At 70.9% G+C, this 20,884-nt stretch carries 17 protein-coding genes; 6 read left to right on the top strand and 11 right to left on the bottom strand.

Going from position 1 to position 20,884, the window contains the following annotated elements:
- Positions 1-88: 88 nt before the first annotated feature.
- From ACFY0P_RS17200 to coxB, 3 genes are read right to left on the bottom strand one after another with little or no spacing between them, the layout of a single operon-like run.
- The gene (locus tag ACFY0P_RS17200; RefSeq protein ID WP_388913015.1) at positions 89-487 is read right to left on the bottom strand and encodes a cytochrome c oxidase subunit 4; all 399 of its coding nucleotides are present in this window, start codon (positions 485-487) and stop codon (positions 89-91) included.
- A complete protein-coding gene (gene ctaD, locus ACFY0P_RS17195; protein WP_388913012.1) occupies positions 484-2,217 on the bottom strand; it encodes a cytochrome c oxidase subunit I in 1,734 nt (577 codons plus the stop codon). The genes ACFY0P_RS17200 and ctaD overlap by 4 nt, the downstream gene beginning before the upstream one ends.
- Positions 2,214-3,176, bottom strand: coding sequence for a cytochrome c oxidase subunit II (gene coxB / locus ACFY0P_RS17190; protein ID WP_388913009.1), 963 nt, complete (start codon positions 3,174-3,176; stop codon positions 2,214-2,216). Before coxB ends, ctaD begins: the two co-directional genes overlap by 4 nt.
- A gap of 326 nt (positions 3,177-3,502) precedes the next feature.
- On the opposite strand from coxB, the gene ACFY0P_RS17185 reads away from it, so the two are divergent.
- Positions 3,503-4,879: a cysteine desulfurase/sulfurtransferase TusA family protein gene (locus ACFY0P_RS17185; protein ID WP_388913006.1), complete on the top strand. Its 1,377-nt coding sequence runs from the start codon at positions 3,503-3,505 to the stop codon at positions 4,877-4,879.
- A 63-nt stretch (positions 4,880-4,942) separates the two neighbouring features.
- On the opposite strand, the gene ACFY0P_RS17180 is transcribed toward ACFY0P_RS17185, so the two are convergent.
- Positions 4,943-5,917 (bottom strand): carbohydrate kinase family protein, encoded by a 975-nt coding sequence (locus ACFY0P_RS17180; protein ID WP_388913003.1) that lies wholly within the window; start codon positions 5,915-5,917, stop codon positions 4,943-4,945.
- A 185-nt stretch (positions 5,918-6,102) separates the two neighbouring features.
- Here ACFY0P_RS17180 and ACFY0P_RS17175 point away from each other — a divergent pair, with 185 nt between their 5' ends.
- On the top strand, positions 6,103-6,312 hold the full coding sequence (locus ACFY0P_RS17175) for a hypothetical protein (protein ID WP_093503947.1): 210 nt from the start codon (positions 6,103-6,105) through the stop codon (positions 6,310-6,312).
- 104 nt (positions 6,313-6,416) lie between these two features.
- Positions 6,417-8,231, top strand: coding sequence for a hypothetical protein (locus tag ACFY0P_RS17170; RefSeq protein ID WP_388913000.1), 1,815 nt, complete (start codon positions 6,417-6,419; stop codon positions 8,229-8,231).
- 81 nt (positions 8,232-8,312) lie between these two features.
- Here ACFY0P_RS17170 and ACFY0P_RS17165 read toward each other — a convergent pair whose 3' ends face one another.
- Complete coding sequence (locus ACFY0P_RS17165) at positions 8,313-8,669, bottom strand: iron-sulfur cluster assembly accessory protein (RefSeq protein WP_030951236.1); 357 nt, start codon at positions 8,667-8,669, stop codon at positions 8,313-8,315.
- 323 nt (positions 8,670-8,992) lie between these two features.
- Here ACFY0P_RS17165 and nadA point away from each other — a divergent pair, with 323 nt between their 5' ends.
- Entirely contained in the window at positions 8,993-10,189 is a 1,197-nt protein-coding gene (nadA, locus tag ACFY0P_RS17160) for a quinolinate synthase NadA (protein WP_388912997.1), read from the top strand.
- 16 nt (positions 10,190-10,205) lie between these two features.
- On the opposite strand, the gene ACFY0P_RS17155 is transcribed toward nadA, so the two are convergent.
- From ACFY0P_RS17155 to ACFY0P_RS17130, 6 genes are all read right to left on the bottom strand, one after another.
- Positions 10,206-12,470 carry a PQQ-binding-like beta-propeller repeat protein gene (locus tag ACFY0P_RS17155; RefSeq protein WP_388912994.1) on the bottom strand — a complete coding sequence of 755 codons (2,265 nt, stop codon included), beginning with the start codon at positions 12,468-12,470 and terminating at the stop codon, positions 10,206-10,208.
- 217 nt (positions 12,471-12,687) lie between these two features.
- Complete coding sequence (locus ACFY0P_RS17150; RefSeq protein ID WP_388912991.1) at positions 12,688-15,801, bottom strand: efflux RND transporter permease subunit; 3,114 nt, start codon at positions 15,799-15,801, stop codon at positions 12,688-12,690.
- A gap of 202 nt (positions 15,802-16,003) precedes the next feature.
- Positions 16,004-16,687, bottom strand: coding sequence for a response regulator (locus ACFY0P_RS17145; protein WP_388912988.1), 684 nt, complete (start codon positions 16,685-16,687; stop codon positions 16,004-16,006).
- A complete protein-coding gene (locus ACFY0P_RS17140) occupies positions 16,684-17,952 on the bottom strand; it encodes a sensor histidine kinase (protein WP_388912985.1) in 1,269 nt (422 codons plus the stop codon). Before ACFY0P_RS17140 ends, ACFY0P_RS17145 begins: the two co-directional genes overlap by 4 nt.
- A 120-nt stretch (positions 17,953-18,072) precedes the next feature.
- Positions 18,073-18,351 (bottom strand): hypothetical protein, encoded by a 279-nt coding sequence (locus ACFY0P_RS17135; RefSeq protein WP_294008958.1) that lies wholly within the window; start codon positions 18,349-18,351, stop codon positions 18,073-18,075.
- Positions 18,352-18,379: 28 nt separating this feature from the next.
- On the bottom strand, positions 18,380-19,171 hold the full coding sequence (locus ACFY0P_RS17130; RefSeq protein WP_093503936.1) for a PspA/IM30 family protein: 792 nt from the start codon (positions 19,169-19,171) through the stop codon (positions 18,380-18,382).
- A 201-nt stretch (positions 19,172-19,372) separates the two neighbouring features.
- Between ACFY0P_RS17130 and ACFY0P_RS17125 the strand changes: the two genes are divergently transcribed.
- Together ACFY0P_RS17125 and ACFY0P_RS17120 are read left to right on the top strand one after the other, a co-directional pair.
- Entirely contained in the window at positions 19,373-20,047 is a 675-nt protein-coding gene (locus ACFY0P_RS17125; protein ID WP_388912982.1) for a DUF3043 domain-containing protein, read from the top strand.
- Between the two features lie 83 nt (positions 20,048-20,130).
- The gene (locus tag ACFY0P_RS17120; protein ID WP_388912979.1) at positions 20,131-20,832 is read left to right on the top strand and encodes a class I SAM-dependent methyltransferase; all 702 of its coding nucleotides are present in this window, start codon (positions 20,131-20,133) and stop codon (positions 20,830-20,832) included.
- Positions 20,833-20,884 lie beyond the last annotated feature (52 nt).

Below are 20,884 nucleotides of genomic sequence, written 5' to 3'. Positions count from 1 at the left end.
CCACGCCGAAGGAGCGAACGACCGGAAACGGCCGGAGCCCGGACCCTCCTGACGGAGGGTCCGGGCTCCCGCTGCGCTCGGCGCGTGCTTACTGGGTGCGGTTCTCACCGCGGTAGTACTCGAACACCCAGCCGAAGAGGCCGAGCATGATGATGGGTGCCGAGAAGTACAGCAGCCACCATCCGACGGCGACACCGAGGAAGGCCAGCGCGCCGCCGACGCCGAGGGCGAGCGGCTGCCAGCTGTGCGGGCTGAAGAAGCCGACCTCGCCCGCCTCGTCCGCGACGTCGGCCTCCTTGTTGTCCTGGGCACCCGCGTCGACGCGCGAGGCGGTGAAGCCCAGGTAGAAGCCGATCATGATGCACAGGCCGAAGGCCAGGAAGAGCGCCGTGGTACCGGCCGGTTCCTTCGACCACACGCCATAGACGATCGCGATGACGAGGACGAAGACACTCAGCCACACGAACATGCGGCCCTGGATCTTCACTTGCCGGCCTCCTTGCTGCCCGCGACAGCGGCGACGGCCTGGCCGTGCTCCAGCTGCTCCAGGGCGGCGATCTCAGGGTGGTGCAGGTCGAACGCCGGCGATTCGCTGCGGATCCGCGGCAGGGTGACGAAGTTGTGCCGCGGCGGCGGGCAGGAGGTCGCCCACTCCAGCGAACGGCCGTAGCCCCACGGGTCGTCGACGCCGACCGGCTTGCCGTACTTGGCCGTCTTCCACACGTTGTAGAGGAACGGCAGGATCGACAGGCCGAGCAGGAAGGAGCTGATCGTCGAGATCGTGTTCAGGGTGGTGAAGCCGTCGGCCGCCAGGTAGTCGGCGTACCGGCGCGGCATGCCCTCGGCGCCCAGCCAGTGCTGGACCAGGAAGGTGCCGTGGAAGCCGATGAACAGCGTCCAGAAGGTGATCTTGCCGAGCCGCTCGTCGAGCATCTTGCCGGTCATCTTCGGCCACCAGAAGTGGAAGCCGGAGAACATCGCGAAGACGACCGTACCGAAGACCACGTAGTGGAAGTGGGCGACGACGAAGTACGAGTCGGAGACGTGGAAGTCCATCGGCGGCGAGGCCAGGATGACACCGGTCAGACCACCGAAGGTGAAGGTGATCAGGAAGCCGGTGGCCCAGAGCATCGGTGTCTCGAAGGACAACGAGCCCTTCCACATGGTGCCGATCCAGTTGAAGAACTTCACACCGGTCGGGACCGCGATCAGGAAGGTCATGAAGGAGAAGAACGGCAGCAGCACACCGCCGGTGACGTACATGTGGTGGGCCCACACGGTCACGGACAGACCGGCGATCGAGATGGTCGCGGCCACCAGACCCATGTAGCCGAACATCGGCTTGCGGGAGAAGACCGGGATGACCTCGGAGATGATGCCGAAGAACGGCAGCGCGATGATGTACACCTCTGGGTGGCCGAAGAACCAGAAGAGGTGTTGCCAGAGCAGTGCCCCGCCGTTCGCCGCGTCGAAGACATGTGCCCCGAATTTCCGGTCCGCCTCAAGGGCGAACAGCGCCGCGGCGAGCACGGGGAAGGCGAGCAGGACGAGCACGGCGGTCAGCAGCACGTTCCACACGAAGATCGGCATGCGGAACATGGTCATGCCCGGCGCACGCATGCAGATGATCGTGGTGATGAAGTTGACCGCGCCGAGGATGGTGCCGAAGCCGGAGAAGGCCAGACCCATGATCCACATGTCGGCGCCGATCCCCGGCGAGCGGACCGCGTCCGACAGCGGGGAGTAGGCGAACCAGCCGAAGTCCGCCGCGCCCTGCGGGGTGAGGAAGCCGCCGACCGCGATGGTCGAGCCGAACAGGTAGAGCCAGTAGGCGAACATGTTCAGCCGCGGGAACGCGACGTCGGGGGCGCCGATCTGGAGCGGCATGATCCAGTTCGTGAAGCCGGCGAACAGCGGCGTCGCGAACATCAGCAGCATGATCGTGCCGTGCATCGTGAACGCCTGGTTGAACTGCTCGTTCGACATGATCTGCAGACCGGGGCGAGCGAGCTCGGCGCGCATCAGCAGCGCCATCACACCGCCGATCAGGAAGAACGCGAACGACGTGACCAGATACAGCGTTCCGATGGTCTTGTGGTCGGTGGTGGTGAGCCACTTGATGACCACGTTGCCGGGCTGCTTGCGCCTGACCGGCAGCTCATCTGCGTAAGAGCCTTCAGCTGCCGCGGCACCCTGGGGTTCGTTGAGGATGCTCACAGGTTGTTCGTCTCCCGGTTCTTCTCGTGGCTCGTCTGCGCGATGCCGGCGGGAATGTAACCGGTCTGCCCCTTCTTGGCGAGGTCCTTGAGGTGCTGCTGGTAGCGCTCAGGCGAGACGACCTTCACGTTGAACAGCATCCGGGAGTGGTCGACGCCGCAGAGCTCGGCGCACTTGCCGAGGAAGGTGCCCTCCTGGTTCGGAGTCACCTGGAACGCGTTGGTGTGACCGGGGATGACGTCCATCTTCATCAGGAACGGCACCACCCAGAAGGAGTGGATGACGTCACGCGAGGTGAGGACGAAGCGGACGGTCTCACCCTTGGGGAGCCACAGCGTCGGACCGGGGTTGCCGGTCTGCGGGTTCTTCGTGCCCGGCGTACCGACGTCGTAGACACCGCCCGCGGCGGCCGGGAATTCCTTCTTGAACCGGTCCGGGATGGCGGCCAGGTTCGCGTCGGTCTTCGCGTCGCCGGTGACACCGTCGACGGGCGTGATGTAGTTGAAGCCCCAGCTCCACTGGAAGCCGACGACGTTGACCGTGACGTCCGGCTTCTTGTCGGTGAGGCTGAGCAGCTTCGTCTCGTCGCGGGCCGTGAAGTAGAACAGCACCGAGACGATGATGAGCGGCACCACCGTGTACAGGGCCTCGATCGGCATGTTGTACCGGGTCTGGGCCGGGACCTCGACCTTGGTGCGGCTGCGCCGGTGGAAGATGGCGCTCCAGATGATCAGACCCCACACCAGCACGCCGACGGCGAGCGCGGCGGCCCAGGAGCCCTGCCACAGGGAGAGGATCCGCGGAGCCTCTTCCGTGGTCGGGGTGGGCATACCAAGGCGGGGGAAGTCCTTGTATGTGCAACCGGTAGCGGTCGCCAGGACCAGGCCCGCGGTCATTGCCTGCAGCAGCTTCCGCCGCATCGGGCGCCGCGGCGAGCGGTCGGAGCCGTTGGGACTCACGTAGCGCCTTCCCGAGAGTCTCGCCCGCGCGGTCGGCTGCGGCCTTCTCGCTGGTCGGTCGCCGCCCTGCGTCGGGCAGGGGTTTGGATGTTTATGCGGACCAAACCCTAGCCGACGCCCTTCGGGGGTTCGCGGGGAGGGGGGCATACGCGTCGCCTGTCACTCGGTTGGGGTGGGATTGGGCGCCCAATAGCTCGGGTTGGTGGGGTTTCGTGCGCGTGTGCAGGTGCGTGGGGGCTGGTCGCGCCCACGCGGCGGAGCCGCACACAGGTACAGCCCCGCGCCCCTTGCGTCCACTGTCCTGGGGGACGTTCTACCGTTGCCCTGTGTCCTACTTTGACGCTGCGTCCGCTGCCCCTCTTCACCCCGTCGCCCGTCAGGCGTTGTTGGCCTCTCTGGACGACGGGTGGGCCGACCCTTCTCGTCTCTACCGGGAGGGGCGGAAGGCGCGGATGCTGCTGGATGCCGCTCGGGAGGCGGCCGCCGAGGCCGTCGGCTGCCGGCCGGACGAGCTGACGTTCCCCCCGTCCGGGACACGGGCCGTCCACACCGGCATCGCGGGGGCGTTGGCCGGGCGGCGCCGGACCGGGCGTCACCTGATCGTGTCAGCCGTCGAACACTCCTCGGTACTCCATTCGGCCGAGGTGTTCGAGGCGGAAGGTGGACAGGTGACGCAGGTGCCGGTGATGCGGACCGGCGAGGTGGAGGCCGGCGCCTACGAGGCTGCGCTCCGCCCCGACACCGCGCTCGCCTGCCTCCAGTCGGCCAACCACGAAGTGGGCACCGCGCAGCCGGTGGCCGCCGTCGCCGAGGTGTGCCGGGCGGCCGGGGTGCCGTTGCTGGTGGACGCGGCGCAGTCGCTGGGGTGGGAGCGGGTGGCGGGCGACTGGTCGCTGCTGACGGCGAGCGCGCACAAATGGGGCGGGCCGAGCGGGGTCGGGCTGCTGGTCGTACGCAAGGGGGTGCGGTTCGCCGTCCAAGGGGCCTCGGACGAACGGGAGTCGGGGCGGGCACCCGGCTTCGAGAACCTGCCGGCGATCGTCGCGGCGGCCGCCTCGCTGCGGGCCGTACGGGCGGAGGCCGAGCGGGAGGCCGTACGGCTGCGGGAGCTGACGGCACGGATCCGGGCGCGGGTACCGGAGTTGGTGCCGGACGTCGAGGTGGTGGGCGACGCGGAGCGGCGGCTGCCGGGGATCGTCACCTTCTCCTGTCTCTATGTCGATGGAGAGACATTGCTGCACGAGCTGGACCGGGAGGGTTTCTCGGTGTCTTCAGGGTCGTCCTGCACGAGCAGCACCCTGACGCCGAGCCATGTGCTCAAGGCGATGGGTGTGCTGAGCGAGGGGAACGTGCGGGTGTCGCTGCCGGCGGGAGCGGCCGAGGGGGATGTGGAGCGGTTCCTGGAGGTGCTGCCGGGGGCGGTGGCGGGGGTGCGGGAGAAGCTGGGCGCCCCGACGCCGACGGCCACGGTCGGCGCGGCGGAGGTCGTCGTCGACTCGCTCGGCAAGCGGTGCCCGATCCCCGTGATCGAGCTGGCGAAGGTCATCGGCACCGTGCCGGTGGGCGGCAGGGTGCGGGTCCTGTCCGACGACGAGGCGGCACGGCTGGACATCCCGGCCTGGTGCGAGATGCGGGGACAGGAGTACGAGGGCGAGGAGGCGGCGGAGAAGGGGACGGCCTACCTGGTACGCCGGGTGAGCTGAGCGCCCCTTTCGGGAGCGCGGGGAACTGCGCGACCAGCCCCCACGCACCCGCACCCGGCGACGTCAGACCAGGTACCCGCGAACCTCTTCCGCGGCCTCGTCCCCGTACGCCTTGGTGAACCGCTCCATGAAGTGCCCCCGCCGCAGCTGGTACTCCTGCGTCCCCACGGTCTCGATGACGAGAGTCGCGAGCATGCAGCCGACCTGAGCCGCCCGCTCCAGGGAGACCCCCCACGCGAGGCCCGAGAGGAATCCCGCGCGGAACGCGTCGCCGACGCCCGTCGGGTCGGCCTTGCGCTCCTCGTCGGGACAGCCGACCTCGATGGTCTCCTCGCCGAACCGCTCGATGCGCACCCCCCGTGCGCCGAGCGTCGTGACCCGGTGGCCGACCTTCGCGAGGATCTCCTCGTCGCTCCAGCCGGTCTTCGTCTCGATGAGCCCCTTCTCGTACTCGTTGGAGAAGAGGTACGTCGCGCCCTCCAGCAGTATCCGGATCTCGTCGCCGTTCATCCGGGCGATCTGCTGGGAGAAGTCGGCGGCGAAGGGGATCGCCCGGGTCCGGCACTCCTCCGTGTGGCGGAGCATGCCCTCGGGGTCGTCCGCGCCGATCAGGACCAGGTCGAGTCCGCCGACCCGGTCGGCCACCGTCTTGAGCTCGATGAGGCGGGCCTCGCTCATCGCGCCCGTGTAGAAGGAGCCGATCTGGTTGTGGTCGGCGTCGGTCGTGCACACGAAACGGGCGGTGTGCAGGGTCTCGGAGATGCGGACGGACTCCGTGTCGACGCCGTGCCGGTCGAGCCAGGCCCGGTACTCGTCGAAGTCGAAGCCCGCCGCGCCGACCAGGATCGGCCGGGTGCCGAGCTGTCCCATGCCGAACGCGATGTTCGCGCCGACCCCGCCCCGCCGTACGTCCAGGTTGTCGACCAGGAAGGACAGCGAGACCGTGTGCAGCTGGTCCGCGACCAGCTGGTCGGCGAAGCGGCCGGGGAAGGTCATGAGGTGGTCGGTGGCGATGGAGCCGGTGACTGCGATGCGCACGGCTGGGACTCTCCTGAGGAGTAAGAAGGGGCGCGCGACAGCGCTCGCTGGAAGGGCAGGGGCGGGCGACGGGCGGGCGTAATTGACAGTTAACGCTACCGGGTCGGCGTGGGCACGCTGAAGGTGCCAAAACTACCCGATAGTAGATCTTTCTTCGCGACCCTGGGCGTGCTTACGGTTCCGTCATGACGAACCTCAAGGTCCACGCCCCCGCTCCGGCCGACCTCGACGGCGACCTCGCGTCGCTGCGCGGGGACTGCGCCCGGATGGCTCCGCACTGGGCTGTTCCTGATCACAGTGATGCCCGCCCGGTGCCGCCGTCACTCATCCACGGGGTGACCGTGCCGAAGAAGTCCGCCAGGCTCCTGGACGCGATGTCCGACTACGGCGACTGAGTCCCGCCCGGCGCGTTTCCAGGGAACCGCGCGCTCCCCTCCCGCGTCCCATCGCCGTCCCCCGTGAAGGGGAGGCGGGATACGACACGGCAAGGAGCGATGCGGTGAAGAGCGAGCGACCCGAGAACGCAGACGACGCGGCCGCGGGCAGCACCGGGGAGCCCCCCGAGGCCCGGCAGGCCGCGGAGTCGCCGAAGGCTGCCGAGGCCGAGGTGGCCGCCGACGCCGATACCGACGCGCAGGCCACCGCGGAGTCTGCCGAGGGCGCCGTGCCAGAGGTTCCGGAGCCGGAGGAGGCCCCCGCCCAGGGAGCGGCCGCCGAGCCCGAAGAGGCTCCGGAACCGGAAGGCCCCGAGCCGGGCGTGGCCGCTGCCGCCGAGGCCGCGGCGGAGCCCGCGGAGTCCCCCGCCGAGCCGGACGCTGCCACCCCTTCCCGTGCCCGTACCGCCGACGCCTCCGACGCCCCCGAGACCTCGGCGGCCGAAGCCGGACCCGAGGCCGGCCACCCCGCCCCCCGCCGCCGCTCCCCCGCCCTCGTCGTCGCCTCCGTGGCCGCCGCCGTCCTCCTGGTCGGCGGTGGTGGTGCCTACCTCGCCGCGAGCACCGGCTCCGGCGGCGGTTCCGGCGGTACGACCACGGGCACGTCCGGCGGTTCCACTCCCCCGCCCCTCGCCCTCGACGGCTACTCCTCCGGCGGCAACGGCATAGCCCCGGGCGAGCCCAATCCCTACGGCGTGACGTACAAGGCGAGCGGAACGCTCCCCACCGGCCCCGGCTCGGCCCCCGTGTACCAGCCCTCCGGCGAGGTCTCCAAGGACCGGGTCGCCGCGCTGGCGAAGTCGCTCGGGGTCGAGGGGACCCCGGTGGCCGAGGGCCAGGTCTGGAAGGTGGGCACCGACAACGACGGCTCGGGCGGGAGTCTCCAGGTGAACCGGGCCGCCCCGGGCATCTGGACGTACAGCCGCTACGCCCCGGGCACCGACAACTGCAAGAGCGGCCTGGTGTGCGCGCAGGACCCGGCGGCGCCGGCCGGTGACCCGGTGAGCGTCGGCGACGCCGAGAAGGCCGCGGCGCCGGTGCTGAAGGCGCTCGGCCAGGACGACGCGAAGCTCGACACGAGCCAGGTGATGGGAGCCCAGCGGGTGGTGAACGCCGATCCGGTGGTCGGCGGGCTGCCGACGCACGGCTGGACGACCGGGCTGACCGTGAGCAAGCAGGGCGAGGTGGTCGGCGGCAACGGGATGCTCGCGGCGCCGGCCAAGGGCGACACGTATCCGGTGCTGAGCGCCGCGAAGACGCTGAAGCTGATGAACGCGGCGCCGCGCTCCGGCCACCGGATGGGCATCGGCGGCTGCGCCAGTTCCGTGCCGCTGAAGGACCGGCTGGAGCAGCCGTGCGCCGCGTCGACGCCGTCCGCGTCCTCGGCCGTGATCGAGAGGGCGGTGTTCGGGCTCGCCGCGCAGTCCGTCGCCGGACGGCAGGCGCTGGTGCCGTCCTGGCTGTTCCAGGTGCGGGGGGCGGCGGACTCGTACACCGTGACCTATCCGGCGGTGGACCCGGCGTACCTGGTCTCCTCCTCGACGCCGACGCCGACGCCCACGGCGAGTGCGAGCGCCTCGGCGGGGACCACGAAGGACGTGAAGGTGGACGGCTACACGGCCGACGGCCGCGAGCTGACCGTCGCCTTCACCGGCGGGGTGTGCGCCGACTACAAGGCGACGGCGGACGAGGGCTCGGAGCAGGTGGTGGTGAAGGTGACCGCGACGCCCTGGCCGGACAAGATCTGCGTCATGATCGCCAAGCAGTACCACCAGACGGTCCACCTCGACGCGCCGCTGGACGGCCGGAAGGTGGTCGGCACGGACGGCAGGGCCGTCCCGAAGGAGAAGGCGACGACGCTGAACCCGCAGGTGGGATGAGCACCCGGACAGCACGGAACGACGAAGGCGGCGGCCCCTCACCACGAGGGGCCACCGCCTTCCTGCTGTGTGCCCTTCGGCTCAGCTGAAGGAGTCGCCGCAGGCGCAGGAGCCGGTCGCGTTCGGGTTGTCGATCGTGAAGCCCTGCTTCTCGATGGTGTCGACGAAGTCGATCGACGCGCCGCCCAGGTACGGAGCGCTCATGCGGTCGGTGACGACCTTGACACCGCCGAAGTCCTTGACGACGTCGCCGTCGAGGGAACGCTCGTCGAAGAAGAGCTGGTAGCGCAGGCCGGAGCAGCCACCGGGCTGGACGGCGACGCGCAGGGCGAGGTCGTCACGGCCTTCCTGGTCGAGCAGGGCCTTGACCTTGGCCGCGGCGGCGTCGCTCAGGATGATGCCGTCGGTGGCGGTACTGGTCTCGTCCGATACGGACATCTACATCTCTCCCGGGTTGTACGGAGACTGCTTGCCGACGAGTGCAACCGGCGGGTCCGCTGATTCATTCCGGGCCGGCATGCGCGTTCTCGCGTTTTTCCTACGTCTTCATGCTCGCACATGCCCGAAGTGACGCACAGCAGTCGCGAGGGCCACCCACCGCGACCTGCGCACACGGCGACCACCCCGCGTCCACCTGGCGGCAACCCTCCCGTTCGGCGCCGGGATTGATGTCACATCGACGCTATGGCCATCGTCAAAGTGACGTGAAGCAGTTATGATAGATAACGTCAGAACGACGAAAAGTAGAAAGGGTGCGTGCCGTGACCACCGCCCAGACCACGGAGCTCGACGTACAGCCGACTCCGCTCGCCCTGCTGCTGCTCGGCCGTGAGGCCGACCCGAAGAGCGAGCGGGGCGTCGAGTGTCCCGGCGACCTGCCCTCCCCGTCCGACCCGGACCTGGTCGCGCGTGCCCGTGCGGCCAAGGAGAAGCTCGGCGACAAGGTCTTCGTGCTCGGCCACCACTACCAGCGCGACGAGGTCATCCAGTTCGCCGATGTCACGGGCGACTCCTTCAAGCTGGCCCGGGACGCGGCCGCCCGCCCGGAGGCCGAGTACATCGTGTTCTGCGGTGTGCACTTCATGGCCGAGTCCGCCGACATCCTGACCTCGGACGACCAGAAGGTGGTCCTCCCCGACCTCGCGGCCGGCTGCTCCATGGCCGACATGGCGACGGCCGAACAGGTCGCCGAGTGCTGGGACGTGCTGACCGAGGCCGGGATTGCCGAGCAGGTGGTCCCCGTCTCGTACATGAACTCGTCCGCGGACATCAAGGCGTTCACGGGCAAGCACGGCGGCACCATCTGCACCTCGTCGAACGCGCGGCGGGCGCTGGAGTGGGCCTTCGAGCAGGGGGAGCCCTCGGCAACAAAGGTGCTGTTCCTGCCCGACCAGCACCTGGGGCGCAACACCGCCGTCCGGGACATGGGCATGTCCCTGGACGACTGCGTGGTCTACAACCCGCACAAGCCCAACGGCGGCCTCACGGCCGACCAGTTGCGCGACGCGAAGATGATCCTGTGGCGCGGCCACTGCTCGGTGCACGGCCGTTTCTCACTGGACTCGGTCGACGACGTCCGCGAGCGCATCCCGGGCGTCAACGTCCTCGTCCACCCGGAGTGCAGGCACGAGGTCGTGGCCGCCGCCGACTACGTCGGCTCGACCGAGTACATCATCAAGGCCCTCGAGGCCGCCCCGGCCGGCTCCAAGTGGGCGATCGGCACCGAGCTGAACCTGGTCCGCCGCCTCGCGAACCGTTTCGCCCCGGAGGGCAAGGAGATCGTCTTCCTCGACAAGACGGTCTGCTTCTGCTCCACCATGAACCGCATCGACCTCCCCCACCTGGTCTGGACCCTGGAGTCGCTGGCCGAGGGCAACCTGGTCAACCGGATCGAGGTCGACAAGGAGACCGAGGCGTTCGCCAAGCTGGCCCTGGAGCGGATGCTGGCGCTGCCGTAGCCGTACGGCCCGTGTGTCACCCCGAGCCGGACTTCCGCTCGGGGTGCGCGGGGTCGAGGCTGAAGAGGGTGCCGTTCGGGGTCATGACGGTCACCACGCCTCCGTAGAGGAGCGCCTTGGGATCGGACGCGTCGCCCGTCGAGGCAGTGTCGACGCGCGGGGAGGTCTCCCACAGGAGGGTGCCCTTGCGGGTGTCCAGGGCCGCCACCCGGCCACTGGGACTGGCCAGGTAGAGGGTGTGGGTGCGGGAGTCGTAGGTCGGGGAGCCGGAGTTCTCCACGCTGGTGCGGGTGCTCCAGAGTTCCTTGCCCGTCAGCGGGGACACCGCCGCCACCTCGCCGTTCGCGCCCGTGATCCACAGGGTGTCCGAGGCCAGCGTCACCGAGCCCTCGTACGTCTTCGCGAGCTTCGTCGTCGACCGGCCGCCGGTCGTCGGATCCGTCAGGAGGATCCTGGTGAACCTGGAGTCCTGCAGGGACGTCGAGCCGCTCTCCGCGTCGGCCAGGACCAGGGCCGGATGGCCGTCGACGACGCCGAGGAAGCCGCTCTCGAAGGGGACCTCCCGGCGCGCGACGATCGTTCCGTCGGCGGGGTCCACCTGCAGCAGCGCGGAGTACTTGGCGTCCGCCTCGGTGGGGAAGCACTGCGCGAACAGGCTGGTGCCGGCCGACAGGAACGTGCAGTAGTCGCCGGCCGGCAGGGTCATGGCCCAGCGGGCCTCCCCGGTGCGCGCGGCGCGGGCCGTCACCGTCCGGCCGTCGCTCTCGGCGGTCAGCACGACGTCGCCGGCCATGATCAGGTCGACGTTCGTGTCGTTGACCTTGCGGATCCACCGCTGCGTGCTGTTCGCCGCGTCGAGGGCGACGATGAAGGTCGGGTTGGTCTCGGCCCCCTCCTCGGTGAGGGTCTCCCGGACCAGCACGGTGCCGTCGTACACCCCGAGGACCCAGGAGTCGTACCGGCTGGGTTCGGTTCCGGGCGATGCGAGGGCGGCGCGCCAGACCGTCCTGCCGGTCCTGGCGTCCAGCCGGACCGGCAGGACGCCGTGGCCGCCGCAGTAGACGCCGTCGCCCTGGCTCAGGCAGTCCGACTGGCCGTCCGCCGCCGTGCCCAGCGCGTTGGCCTCGCCCCGGTCCGCCGCCTTGTACACGGTCGTCCGCCAGGGCCGCCAGCCGGTGGGCGCCGCGGCCCAGCGGGAGGCCGAGGAGGAGCTCGCCGTCCGGGGGCCGTCCGCGAAACCCGGTCCGAACCGGACGTACCACAGCAGCCCCAGCGTCAGCGCGCCCACCGTGCCGACCGCCGCCCAGAGGGTACGGCGGCTCCGGATCCGGCGGCGGCCGGAGCCGGTGCGGGTCGCCCGGTCGGGGTCGGCCCCCTGACCGGGCGTCGCGTCGGCCGGCGCGGTGTCGGCGTCGAGGGGCCGGGCCGACGGCAGCCGCAGGGTCATCGTCTCCGGATCGCCGGGGTCCGGCTCCGGCAGGGCCGCCGCGAACTCCCGGGAGAGGTCGTCCAGTTCGGGCCGGTCGGCGGGGTCCTTGGCCAGGCAGCGCTCCAGGACCGCCCGCAGCGGGCCGGTCACGCCGTCCAGCACGGGTTCGTTGTGGACCAGCCGGTAGCCGGTCAGGTAAGGACTGTCGGCGTCGAAGGGGCCGCGTCCGGTGACGCAGTAGACCAGCAGCGCGCCGAGCGAGAAGACGTCGGAGGCGGGGCCGACCGTACGGGCGTCGGTGAACTGCTCCGGGGACATGAACGGCGGGGTGCCGACCATCTGCCCGGTCTCGGTGAGGGTGTTGTGGTTCTCGGCCGCGCGGGAGATGCCGAAGTCGATGACCCGCGGGCCGTCCCCGGCTATCAGGACGTTGGCCGGTTTCAGGTCGCGGTGCACCATACCGGCCCGGTGGATGTCCCGCAGCGCCTCCACCAGGCCGAGGGCCAGCGGGCGCAACTCGGCGGCACGGAGGGCGCCATGGGCGCGTATGCGGGCGGCGAGGGACTGGCCGGGTACGTACTGGGTGGCCATCCAGGGCGCCCGGGCGTCCGGATCGGCGTCCAGGACGGGGGCGGTGAAGGCACCGCTGACCCGGCGGGCGGCCTCGATCTCCTGCCGGAACCGGGCCCGGAAGACGGGGTCCTCGGCGTACTGGGCGTGCACCACCTTGACGGCGACCTCGCGCCCGGAACGCGACCGGCCCCGGTAGACGATGCCCATGCCGCCCGCCCCCAGCCGGTCGACCAGCTTGTAGCCGCCCAGGGACCGTGGATCGTCCTTGTGCAGCGGCATACGTCGACTCCCCTTCCACGACCGGCGGTTCGCGGCGCCAGCATACGGAACGCCGGTGGCGGACCACCGGTTGCCCGGTCGGCGGCGGCCGGGACCGGTGCCGACGGGCGGACCACCGGTGCGCGGAGTCGGCGGCCGAGGCCCCGGGCCGGCGGCCAGGCGTCCAGGGCCGGCCGCCGGTTCCCGGGGGTGGGTCGGGAACCGGCGGCCGGGGCCGTCACACGGCCGCGGGCTCCGGTTCCTCGGTCGCCGGGGTGGGATCCGCGGGCGGCAGGCCCTTCTTCGCCGCCCGCTTCCCGGCCCGGCGCTCCTTACGGAGTTCGACCATCGCGTACAGCGTCGGCACGAGCAGCAGCGTGAGCAGGGTGGAGGTGATCAGACCGCCGATCACCACCACCGCCAGCGGCTGGGCGATGAAGCCGCCCTCGCCGGTGACGCCGAGCGCCATCGGGAGGAGGGCGAAGATCGTCGCCAGGGCCGTCATGAGGATCGGGCGCAGCCGGTGCCGGCCGCCCTCGACCACGGCCTCGACGACGCCGTACCCCTGGCTACGGTACTGGTTGACGAGGTCGATCAGGACGATCGCGTTCGTCACCACGATGCCGATCAGCATCAGCATGCCGATCATCGCGGGGACGCCCATCGGGGTGCCGGTGACGACCAGCAGGCCGAGCGCGCCGGTCGCCGCGAACGGGATGGAGACCAGCAGGATCAGCGGCTGGACCAGCGAACGGAAGGTCGCGACCAGCAGCATGAAGACGATCGCGATCGCCGCCAGCATCGCCAGGCCCAGGTTCCTGAACGCGCTGTCCTGGTCCGAGGTGACCCCGCCGATCGAGGCCGTCGCACCCGCCGGGAGCTTCAGCGCCTTGATCCTGGACTGGAGCTGGGTGCTGACCGCGCCCGTGTTGTCACCGGTCGGCTTCGCGCTGATGGTCGCGGCGCGCTGACCGTCGATCCGGGTCATCGACACCGGCGCGTCCACCAGCTTCACCGTGGCGATGTCGCCGAGCTTCACCGGGCCCAGCCTGAGCGCGCGCAGCTGGGCGAGGGTCTCGGCCGGCTTCGCGGACTTCACGACGACGTCCCGCTCGGTGTCGTCGAGGGTGGCCTTCGCGGCCGTGGTGCCCTTGACCGCCTGGGTGACGGCGGCGCCCAGCGTCTGGTCGTCGAAACCGGCGGCCGCGGCCCTGGAGTTGGCCTTCACCGAGATGCGCGGCACGCTCTGCGCCAGGTCGCTGGTGACGTCGGTGACGTCGTCCAGCCCCGCGACCGCGGCCCGGACCTGCTCGGAGGCCTTGCGCAGCACGTCACCGTCGGCCGCCTTCACGACGACGCTCAGGTCCTGGCTGCCGAAGCCGTCACCGGCCGACACCGTGGTCGTACCGATGCCGGACAGCTTGTGCAGGCCGTCCTCGATGGCGCTCTGCACCCGGTCGTACGACTTCGCGTCGTCCAGCATCACGGAGTACGACGCCTGGTTGGTGTCGGTGCCGCCGCCGAAGGCCGCCATAAAACCGGACGAGCCGACCGTGACCTGGTAGTCCTTGACGCCGTCGACGGAGGCGAGCAGCTTCTCGACCTTCTTCGCCTGTGCGTCGGTCGCGGCCAGACTGGTGCCGGGCTTCAGCTCCTGCTTGACGGTGAGGACCTCCTGGTCGCCCTGGTCGAAGAAGTTGGTCTTCAGCAGCCCGGACATGCCGAACGTGACGACCAGGACCACGATCGCGATCAGCACGCTGGTGAGGCGGCGCCGGGTCGCGAAGCGCAGGACGGGGACGTAGAGGCGCTGGAGGCGGCTGTTCGCCTCCTTCTCCTCGGCCTTGCGGCGGGCCTCCTCGGCGTCCTCGGGGGTGCTCTTCGGGGCGCGCAGGAACCAGTAGGACAGGACGGGGACGACCGTCAGGGAGACCAGGAGGGAGGCCAGCAGGGCCGCGGTGACCGTGAGGCTGAAGGGGCCGAACAGCTGGCCCACCATGCCGCCGACCAGGCCGATCGGGAGGAAGACGGCGACCGTGGTGAGGGTGGAGGAGGTGACGGCGCCGGCCACCTCGCGGACCGCGCCGAGGATGGCCGCCTCGCGCTCCTCGCCGTAGCCGAGGTGGCGCTTGATGTTCTCCAGGACCACGATCGAGTCGTCGACGACCCGGCCGATGGCGATGGTGAGCGCGCCGAGGGTGAGCATGTTGAGGGAGAGGCCGCGGGTCCACAGCACGATCAGCGTGAGGACCACGGACAGCGGGATGGACACCGCCGTCACCAGGGTCGAGCGGACCGAGGCCAGGAAGACCAGGATGACGAGGACCGCGAAGAGCAGGCCGAGGGCGCCCTCGGTGGTCAGGCCCTTGATGGACTTGGAGACCGCCGGGCCCTGGTCGCTGACGACGGTGAGGGTGGCGCCGGAGCCGAGGTCCTGACGCAGCTTCGGCAGCTTGTCCTTGACCGCGTTCGAGATGGAGACCGCGCTGCCGTCGTGGTCCATGGTGACGTTGACGGCGAGGCTGGGACGGCCGTCGGTGCGGGTGAGGGAGTCGGCCGGGGCCTCCTGCTCCTTCACCGTGGCCACGTCGCCGAGGCGCACGGGCTTCTTCACGCCCTGCCCGGTGACCATCAGGTCCCTGATCTGCTCCAGCGAGGTGAGACCGCCGCCGACCTGGACGGTGCGGTTGGCGCCGTCCTCGTCGAAGGAGCCCGCCGGGACGGTCGCCCCGGCCGCCTGGAGCGACTGGGCGAGGGCGGCGGAGGTGAGACCGGCCCTCGTCAGCTCGGTGTCGTCGGGGGTGACGTCGACCTGGAGGTCCCGGACACCGGTGACCTGGACGCGGCCGACGCCGTCGACGTCCTTCAGGGCCGGGACGACCGTCCTGTCGAGCTGGTCCGCGAGGGCCTGCTGGTCCTTGTCGGAGGTGACGGCGAGGACCACGGTCGGCATGTCGTCCGTGGAGCCGGAGACGACCTGCGGGTCGACGTCGTCCGGGAGCTGGGCACGGTTGACGGCCAGCTGGACGTCGGCCACCAGTTGCTTGGTGTCGTTGCCGTAGTCGAAGGACGCCATGATCACGGCGTTGCCCTCACTCGCGGTGGAGGTGACGCCGGTGACGCCGTCGACGCCTTCGAGGTTGTTCTCGATCGGCTCGACGACCTGCTTCTCGACGACGTCGGGCGCCGCTCCCTGGTACGGGGCGATGACGGACACCATGGGCAGGGAGATGGTCGGCAGCAGCTGCTGCTTGATCTGGGGGATGGCGATCGCCCCGAAGACGAGCGCGATCAGGGAGATGAGGCCTATCAGGGCCCGCTGCGCGAGGCTGAATCTGGACAGCCAGGACATGGGTCAGGTCTCTTTTCGGGTGGGCTTCGGTGACTTCGGCGAGCTGCTGTGCGCGGTGAACGAGCGACGTTTGCGCTGCCCAGGGGGCACCTGTGGGCGCCCACCGCACCACTCTCACCCATGCGCGGACCTGCTCGTGTAGCCCCTGGGTGCCGTTCCCCTGTCCGGCTCCTACTCCGCCCGCAGTACGCCCGGGTGGAGATCAGTCCATCCTCGGGCGGACCAGCCCCGACTCGTACGCGATCACCACGAGCTGTGCCCGGTCCCGCGCGCCCAGCTTGGCCATGGCCCGGTTGACGTGCGTCTTCACGGTCAGCGGGCTGACCTCGAGGCGTTCGGCGATCTCGTCGTTGGAGTGCCCGCCGGCGACCTGGACCAGTACCTCGCGCTCCCGTGAGGTGAGCGCGTCGAGCCGCTCGGTGCGGGCCGGGTCGCGGCCGTCGTCGCCGAGTTCGCCCTGGGCGAGGAAGCGGGCGATCAGGCCCTTGGTGGCCGTCGGGGAGAGCAGCGCCTCGCCGCCGGCGGCGACCCGGATGGCGCTGAGGAGTTCCTCGGGTTCGCTGCCCTTGCCGAGGAAGCCGGAGGCGCCCGCGCGCAGTGCCTGGACCACGTAGTCGTCGACCTCGAAGGTCGTGAGGATCACCACCCGGACATGGGCGAGGGAGGGGTCGGAGCTGATCAGCCGGGTGGCGGCCAGTCCGTCCGTGCCCGGCATCCGGATGTCCATGAGGACGACGTCGGCCTCCCGCTCCCTGGTCAGCGCCACCGCCTCGGCGCCGTCGGAGGCCTCGCCGACCACCTCCATGTCCGACTCGGAGTCGACGAGCACCCGGAACGCGCTGCGCAGCAGTGCCTGGTCGTCGGCGAGCAGGACACGGATCGTCATACGGAATCCCCCAGGGCGGCCGTACGGTGGCCGGTGCGGCCGCTCGCACGGCCGCTCGCACGGTCGTTGGTGTCGGTCTTGACCGGCAGGATCGCATGGACGCGGAAGCCGCCGCCGTAGCGGGGGCCGGTGGTGAGGGTGCCGCGCAGGGCGGTGACGCGCTCGCGCATGCCGAGCAGTCCGTGGCCGCCGCCCTCCTCGGGAGCGGTGTCCTCGCCGGTGCCGTCGTCGAGGACGGTGACCTCGATGTGCGGTCCGACGCGTACGACGCTGACCTCGGCCTTGGCCTCGGGTCCGGCGTGCTTCTGCACGTTGGTCAGGGCCTCCTGGATGATCCGGTAGGCGGCCAGGTCGACCGCGGCCGGCAGGGTGGTGCCCTGGTCGGCGCGGGCGACCTCGACCTGGAGGCCGGCGTTGCGGAAGGTGTCGGCGAGCTCGTCCAGGATGTGCAGGCCGGGGGCGGGCTCGGTCGGCGCCTCGGGGTCGCCGGACTGGCGGAGCAGGCCGACGGTGGCGCGCAGTTCGTTCAGCGCGGAGCGGCTGGCCTCGCGGACGTGGCCGAGCGCCTCCTTGGCCTGGTCCGGCCGCTTGTCCATGACGTGCGCGGCGACTCCCGCCTGCACGTTGACCAGGGCGATGTGGTGGGCGACGACGTCGTGCAGGTCCCGGGCGATGCGCAGCCGCTCCTCGGCGACCCGGCGGCGGGCCTCCTCCTCCCGGGTCCGCTCGGCGCGCTCGGCACGCTCGCGGATGGCCTGGACGACGGCGCGCCGGCTGCGGACGGCGTCCCCGGCGGTGGCGCCGATGCCGGTCCAGGCGAAGATCGCGAGGTTCTCCTGGGCGTACCACGGCAGCGGGCCGGCGACCATCGCGGCGGTGGTCAGCACGGTCATGGTGAGCAGGCCGGCCCGCAGGGTGGTGCGGCGGTCGGTGGTGGCGGCGACGGTGAACAGGGCGATCACGGCCGCCATGGCGACGGGGGCGCGGGGGTCGCCGGTGACGCACTCCACGACGGAGGCGGCGCCGGTGACGGCCAGGACGGTCTTCGGGGCGTGGCGGCGGAAGACCAGGGCCGCGGCGGCGAGCGTCATCAGGGCCAGGCTGAGGGGGGCCGGGACGCGTATGCCCCAGGCGGCGCCGTGCGTGCCGTGCGGGGCGGCGAAAGAGCTCACGACCATGCAGACGAGGGCGCCCGCGGCGATGACCGCGTCCACGGCGAGTGGATGGGCGCCGGCTCTGCAGCGGGCTCTTTCGAATGGGCTCACAGTGCGAACAGTACGTCTCTGGGGGCTACCGCCCCCAGACCCCCGCTTCGGCCTGAACGGCCTCGTCCCCAAACTCCCCCAGAGGGGGTGCCCCCAGACGGGCAGACTGTTTCCCAACCGTCAGCCCGGAATCAGGCCGTCGTCCCGCAGCAGGGCCCGGACCTCCTCCAGGGTCGCGTCCGGGGACGGCAGGATCAGGTCCGAGGGTTCCAGGGCGTCGTCCGGGAGCGGAGTGCCCAGTTCCCGGACCTTGTCCAGGAGGGCGGTCAGGGTGCGGCGGAAGGCTGCCTCGTCACCGGACTCCGTCTCCGCGAGGAGCTCGTCGTCCAGCTTGTTCAGTTCGGTGAGGTGGCTGTCGGCCAGCCTCACCTGGCCCTCCCCCATGATCCTCACGACCATGTCGGCCATGTCGCCCTCCAGGCGTCGGCTACTGCTTGTCGAAGCGCGGCGTGTCCTGCGGCTGCTGCGACTGCTGGCCCTGGCCGGTGCCGCCCTCGATCGCCTGCTGGGGCGAACCTCCGGCGAGCTCGGCCTTCATGCGCTGCAGCTCCAGCTCCACATCCGTACCACCGGAGAGGCGGTCCAGCTCGGCGGCGATGTCGTCCTTGGCGGTGCCGGTGGGGTCGTCGAGGGCGCCGGAGGCGAGGAGCTCGTCGATGGCGCCGGCGCGGGCCTGGAGCTGCTGCGTCTTGTCCTCGGCGCGCTGGATGGCGAGGCCGACGTCGCCCATCTCCTCGGAGATGCCGGTGAAGGCCTCGCCGATACGGGTCTGGGCCTGGGCGGCGGTGTAGGTGGCCTTGATGGTCTCCTTCTTCGTACGGAAGGCGTCCACCTTGGCCTGCAGGCGCTGGGCCGCGAGGGTGAGCTTCTCCTCCTCGCCCTGGAGGGTGGCGTGCTGCGTCTCCAGGTCGGTCACCTGCTGCTGGAGGGCGGCGCGGCGGGAGAGCGCCTCGCGGGCGAGGTCCTCGCGGCCGAGCGCGAGCGCCTTGCGGCCCTGGTCCTCCAGCTTGGTGGACTGCTGCTGGAGCTGGTTCAGCTGGAGTTCGAGCCGCTTGCGGCTGGTCGCCACGTCGGCGACGCCGCGGCGGACCTTCTGCAGCAGTTCGAGCTGCTTCTGGTACGAGTAGTCGAGGGTCTCGCGCGGGTCCTCGGCCCTGTCCAGGGCCTTGTTCGCCTTCGCGCGGAAGATCATCCCCATACGCTTCATGACACCGCTCATGGGCTTCGCGCGCCCCCTTCTGACGGACTCCAGCTCACAGATCCTGCGACAGAACCCACAGTACGGGCCCTGCCTCCATTACCGCACTGTTCGGGGACCGATGCGCTCATCCCCAAGGACGACTACCGACAGCTCCGCTCCGGCACAGGTAGGAGAGGGTCCCCCTGAGCGAAGCGCCTGCAACGTCCCCTCTGTCCCCCCATGGAGACGACTGGCGTTGCGGGATCGTTCCCCGCCGGACTAGGGCCCACACCCCGTGACCCCGTACCCTTGGGTTTTGTGTTCCGTAGCCGTGCCAAGGATGAGAAGGCCCCCGCCGACAAGGCGGTCGTGACCGACTCCAAGCAGACCCGTGACCCGCAGGCCCCCAAGGGCAGGCCCACGCCCAAGCGCAGTGAGGCCCAGTCCCAGCGGCGCAGCGTGGCCAACACGCCGACGACGCGCAAGGACGCCGCCAAGCGTCAGCGCGAGGACCGGCGCGCCGCCATGGAGCGGCAGCGCCAGGCGCTGGCCACCGGCGACGAGCGGTACCTGCCGGCCCGTGACAAGGGCCCGGTCCGCAAGTTCGCCCGTGACTGGGTCGACTCTCGATTCAACGTGGCGGAGTTCTTCCTGCCGCTGGCCGTGGTCATCCTGGTCATGAGCGTGGTCAACAACACGGCGATCAAGAACATCGCGCTGCTGCTCTGGCTGGTCGTGATCGTGCTGATCGTGCTCGACGCGGTGATCAGCGGCCTGCGGCTGCGCAAGCGTCTCGCCGAGCGCTTCCCCGACCAGAACAAGAAGGGCGCCGTCGCCTACGCCCTGATGCGCTCCCTCCAGATGCGCCGTCTCCGGCTGCCCAAGCCGCAGGTCAAGCGCGGAGAGCGGCCCTGAGCACAGAGCCTTTCTCCGGGGGTGCGGCGAAGGCCTGGCTGAACAGGCTGGGCGGACTGCGTGACGTCGTACGTCAGCAGCTGGTGGCCCGCCAGCTCGACGAGCAGATAGCCGGGCGGTTCCCGGTCGGGCAGCGGCTGCGGGTGCTCGACGTGGGGATGGGCCAGGGCACGCAGGCGCTGCGGCTGGCCCGGGCCGGGCACCAGGTGACCGGTGTCGAGCGGGAGCCGACGATGATCGCGGCCGCGCGGGAGGCCCTGGCCGCCGAGCCGGAGGGCATCCGCGAGCGGGTGCGGATCGTCCAGGGAGAAGGGCGGGACACGGGCGTCCACTTCCTGCCGGGCAGCTTCGACGTGGTGCTCTGCCACGGGGTGCTGATGTACGTCCAGGAGCCGGACGCGCTGCTCGCCGGGCTGGCCCGGATGCTGGCCCCGGGCGGGCTGCTGTCGCTGCTGGTGCGCAACGCCGACGCGCTGGCCATGCGGCCGGGGCTGAGCGGCGACTGGGCGGGCGCCCTGGAGGCCTTCGACACCGTCTCCTACCGCAATCGCCTGGGCCTGGACGTCCGGGCCGACCGGCTGGCCACCCTCACCGGCGCCCTCGCCGGCATCGGTGCGCCGCTGCAGTCCTGGTACGGCGTACGGGTGTTCACGGACACCGCCGCGGACGACGCCGATGCGCCGGCCGACCTGGAGACGCTGCTCGCGGTGGAGGAGCGGGCCGGGCGGACGGATCCGTACCGGGCGGTCGCGGCGCTGCTGCACCTGTGCGGGGTCCGCGGCTGATCCCACCCGGTCCGCCGCTCGTTCGGGCCAGCAGCGCGAGCCGGAGCGTCAC

Source organism: Streptomyces sp. NPDC001714, from assembly GCF_042892755.1.
In the GTDB taxonomy this organism is placed as follows: Bacteria; Actinomycetota; Actinomycetes; order Streptomycetales; family Streptomycetaceae; genus Streptomyces.
Note: the sequence above shows the minus strand (reverse complement) of the source record. Positions and strands in the feature narration are given on the sequence as shown.

Bases quoted from the DNA above. Each gene is read 5' to 3' on its own strand.
- ACFY0P_RS17175 (WP_093503947.1), top strand. From the start codon at position 6,103: ATGACGAACCTCAAGGTCCACGCCCCCGCTCCGGCCGACCTCGACGGC.
- ACFY0P_RS17165 (WP_030951236.1), bottom strand. From the start codon at position 8,669: ATGTCCGTATCGGACGAGACCAGTACCGCCACCGACGGCATCATCCTG.
- ACFY0P_RS17155 (WP_388912994.1), bottom strand. From the start codon at position 12,470: ATGCCGCTGCACAAGGACGATCCACGGTCCCTGGGCGGCTACAAGCTG.
- ACFY0P_RS17150 (WP_388912991.1), bottom strand. From the start codon at position 15,801: ATGTCCTGGCTGTCCAGATTCAGCCTCGCGCAGCGGGCCCTGATAGGC.
- ACFY0P_RS17145 (WP_388912988.1), bottom strand. From the start codon at position 16,687: ATGACGATCCGTGTCCTGCTCGCCGACGACCAGGCACTGCTGCGCAGC.
- ACFY0P_RS17135 (WP_294008958.1), bottom strand. From the start codon at position 18,351: ATGGTCGTGAGGATCATGGGGGAGGGCCAGGTGAGGCTGGCCGACAGC.
- ACFY0P_RS17130 (WP_093503936.1), bottom strand. From the start codon at position 19,171: ATGAGCGGTGTCATGAAGCGTATGGGGATGATCTTCCGCGCGAAGGCG.
- ACFY0P_RS17125 (WP_388912982.1), top strand. From the start codon at position 19,373: ATGGAGACGACTGGCGTTGCGGGATCGTTCCCCGCCGGACTAGGGCCC.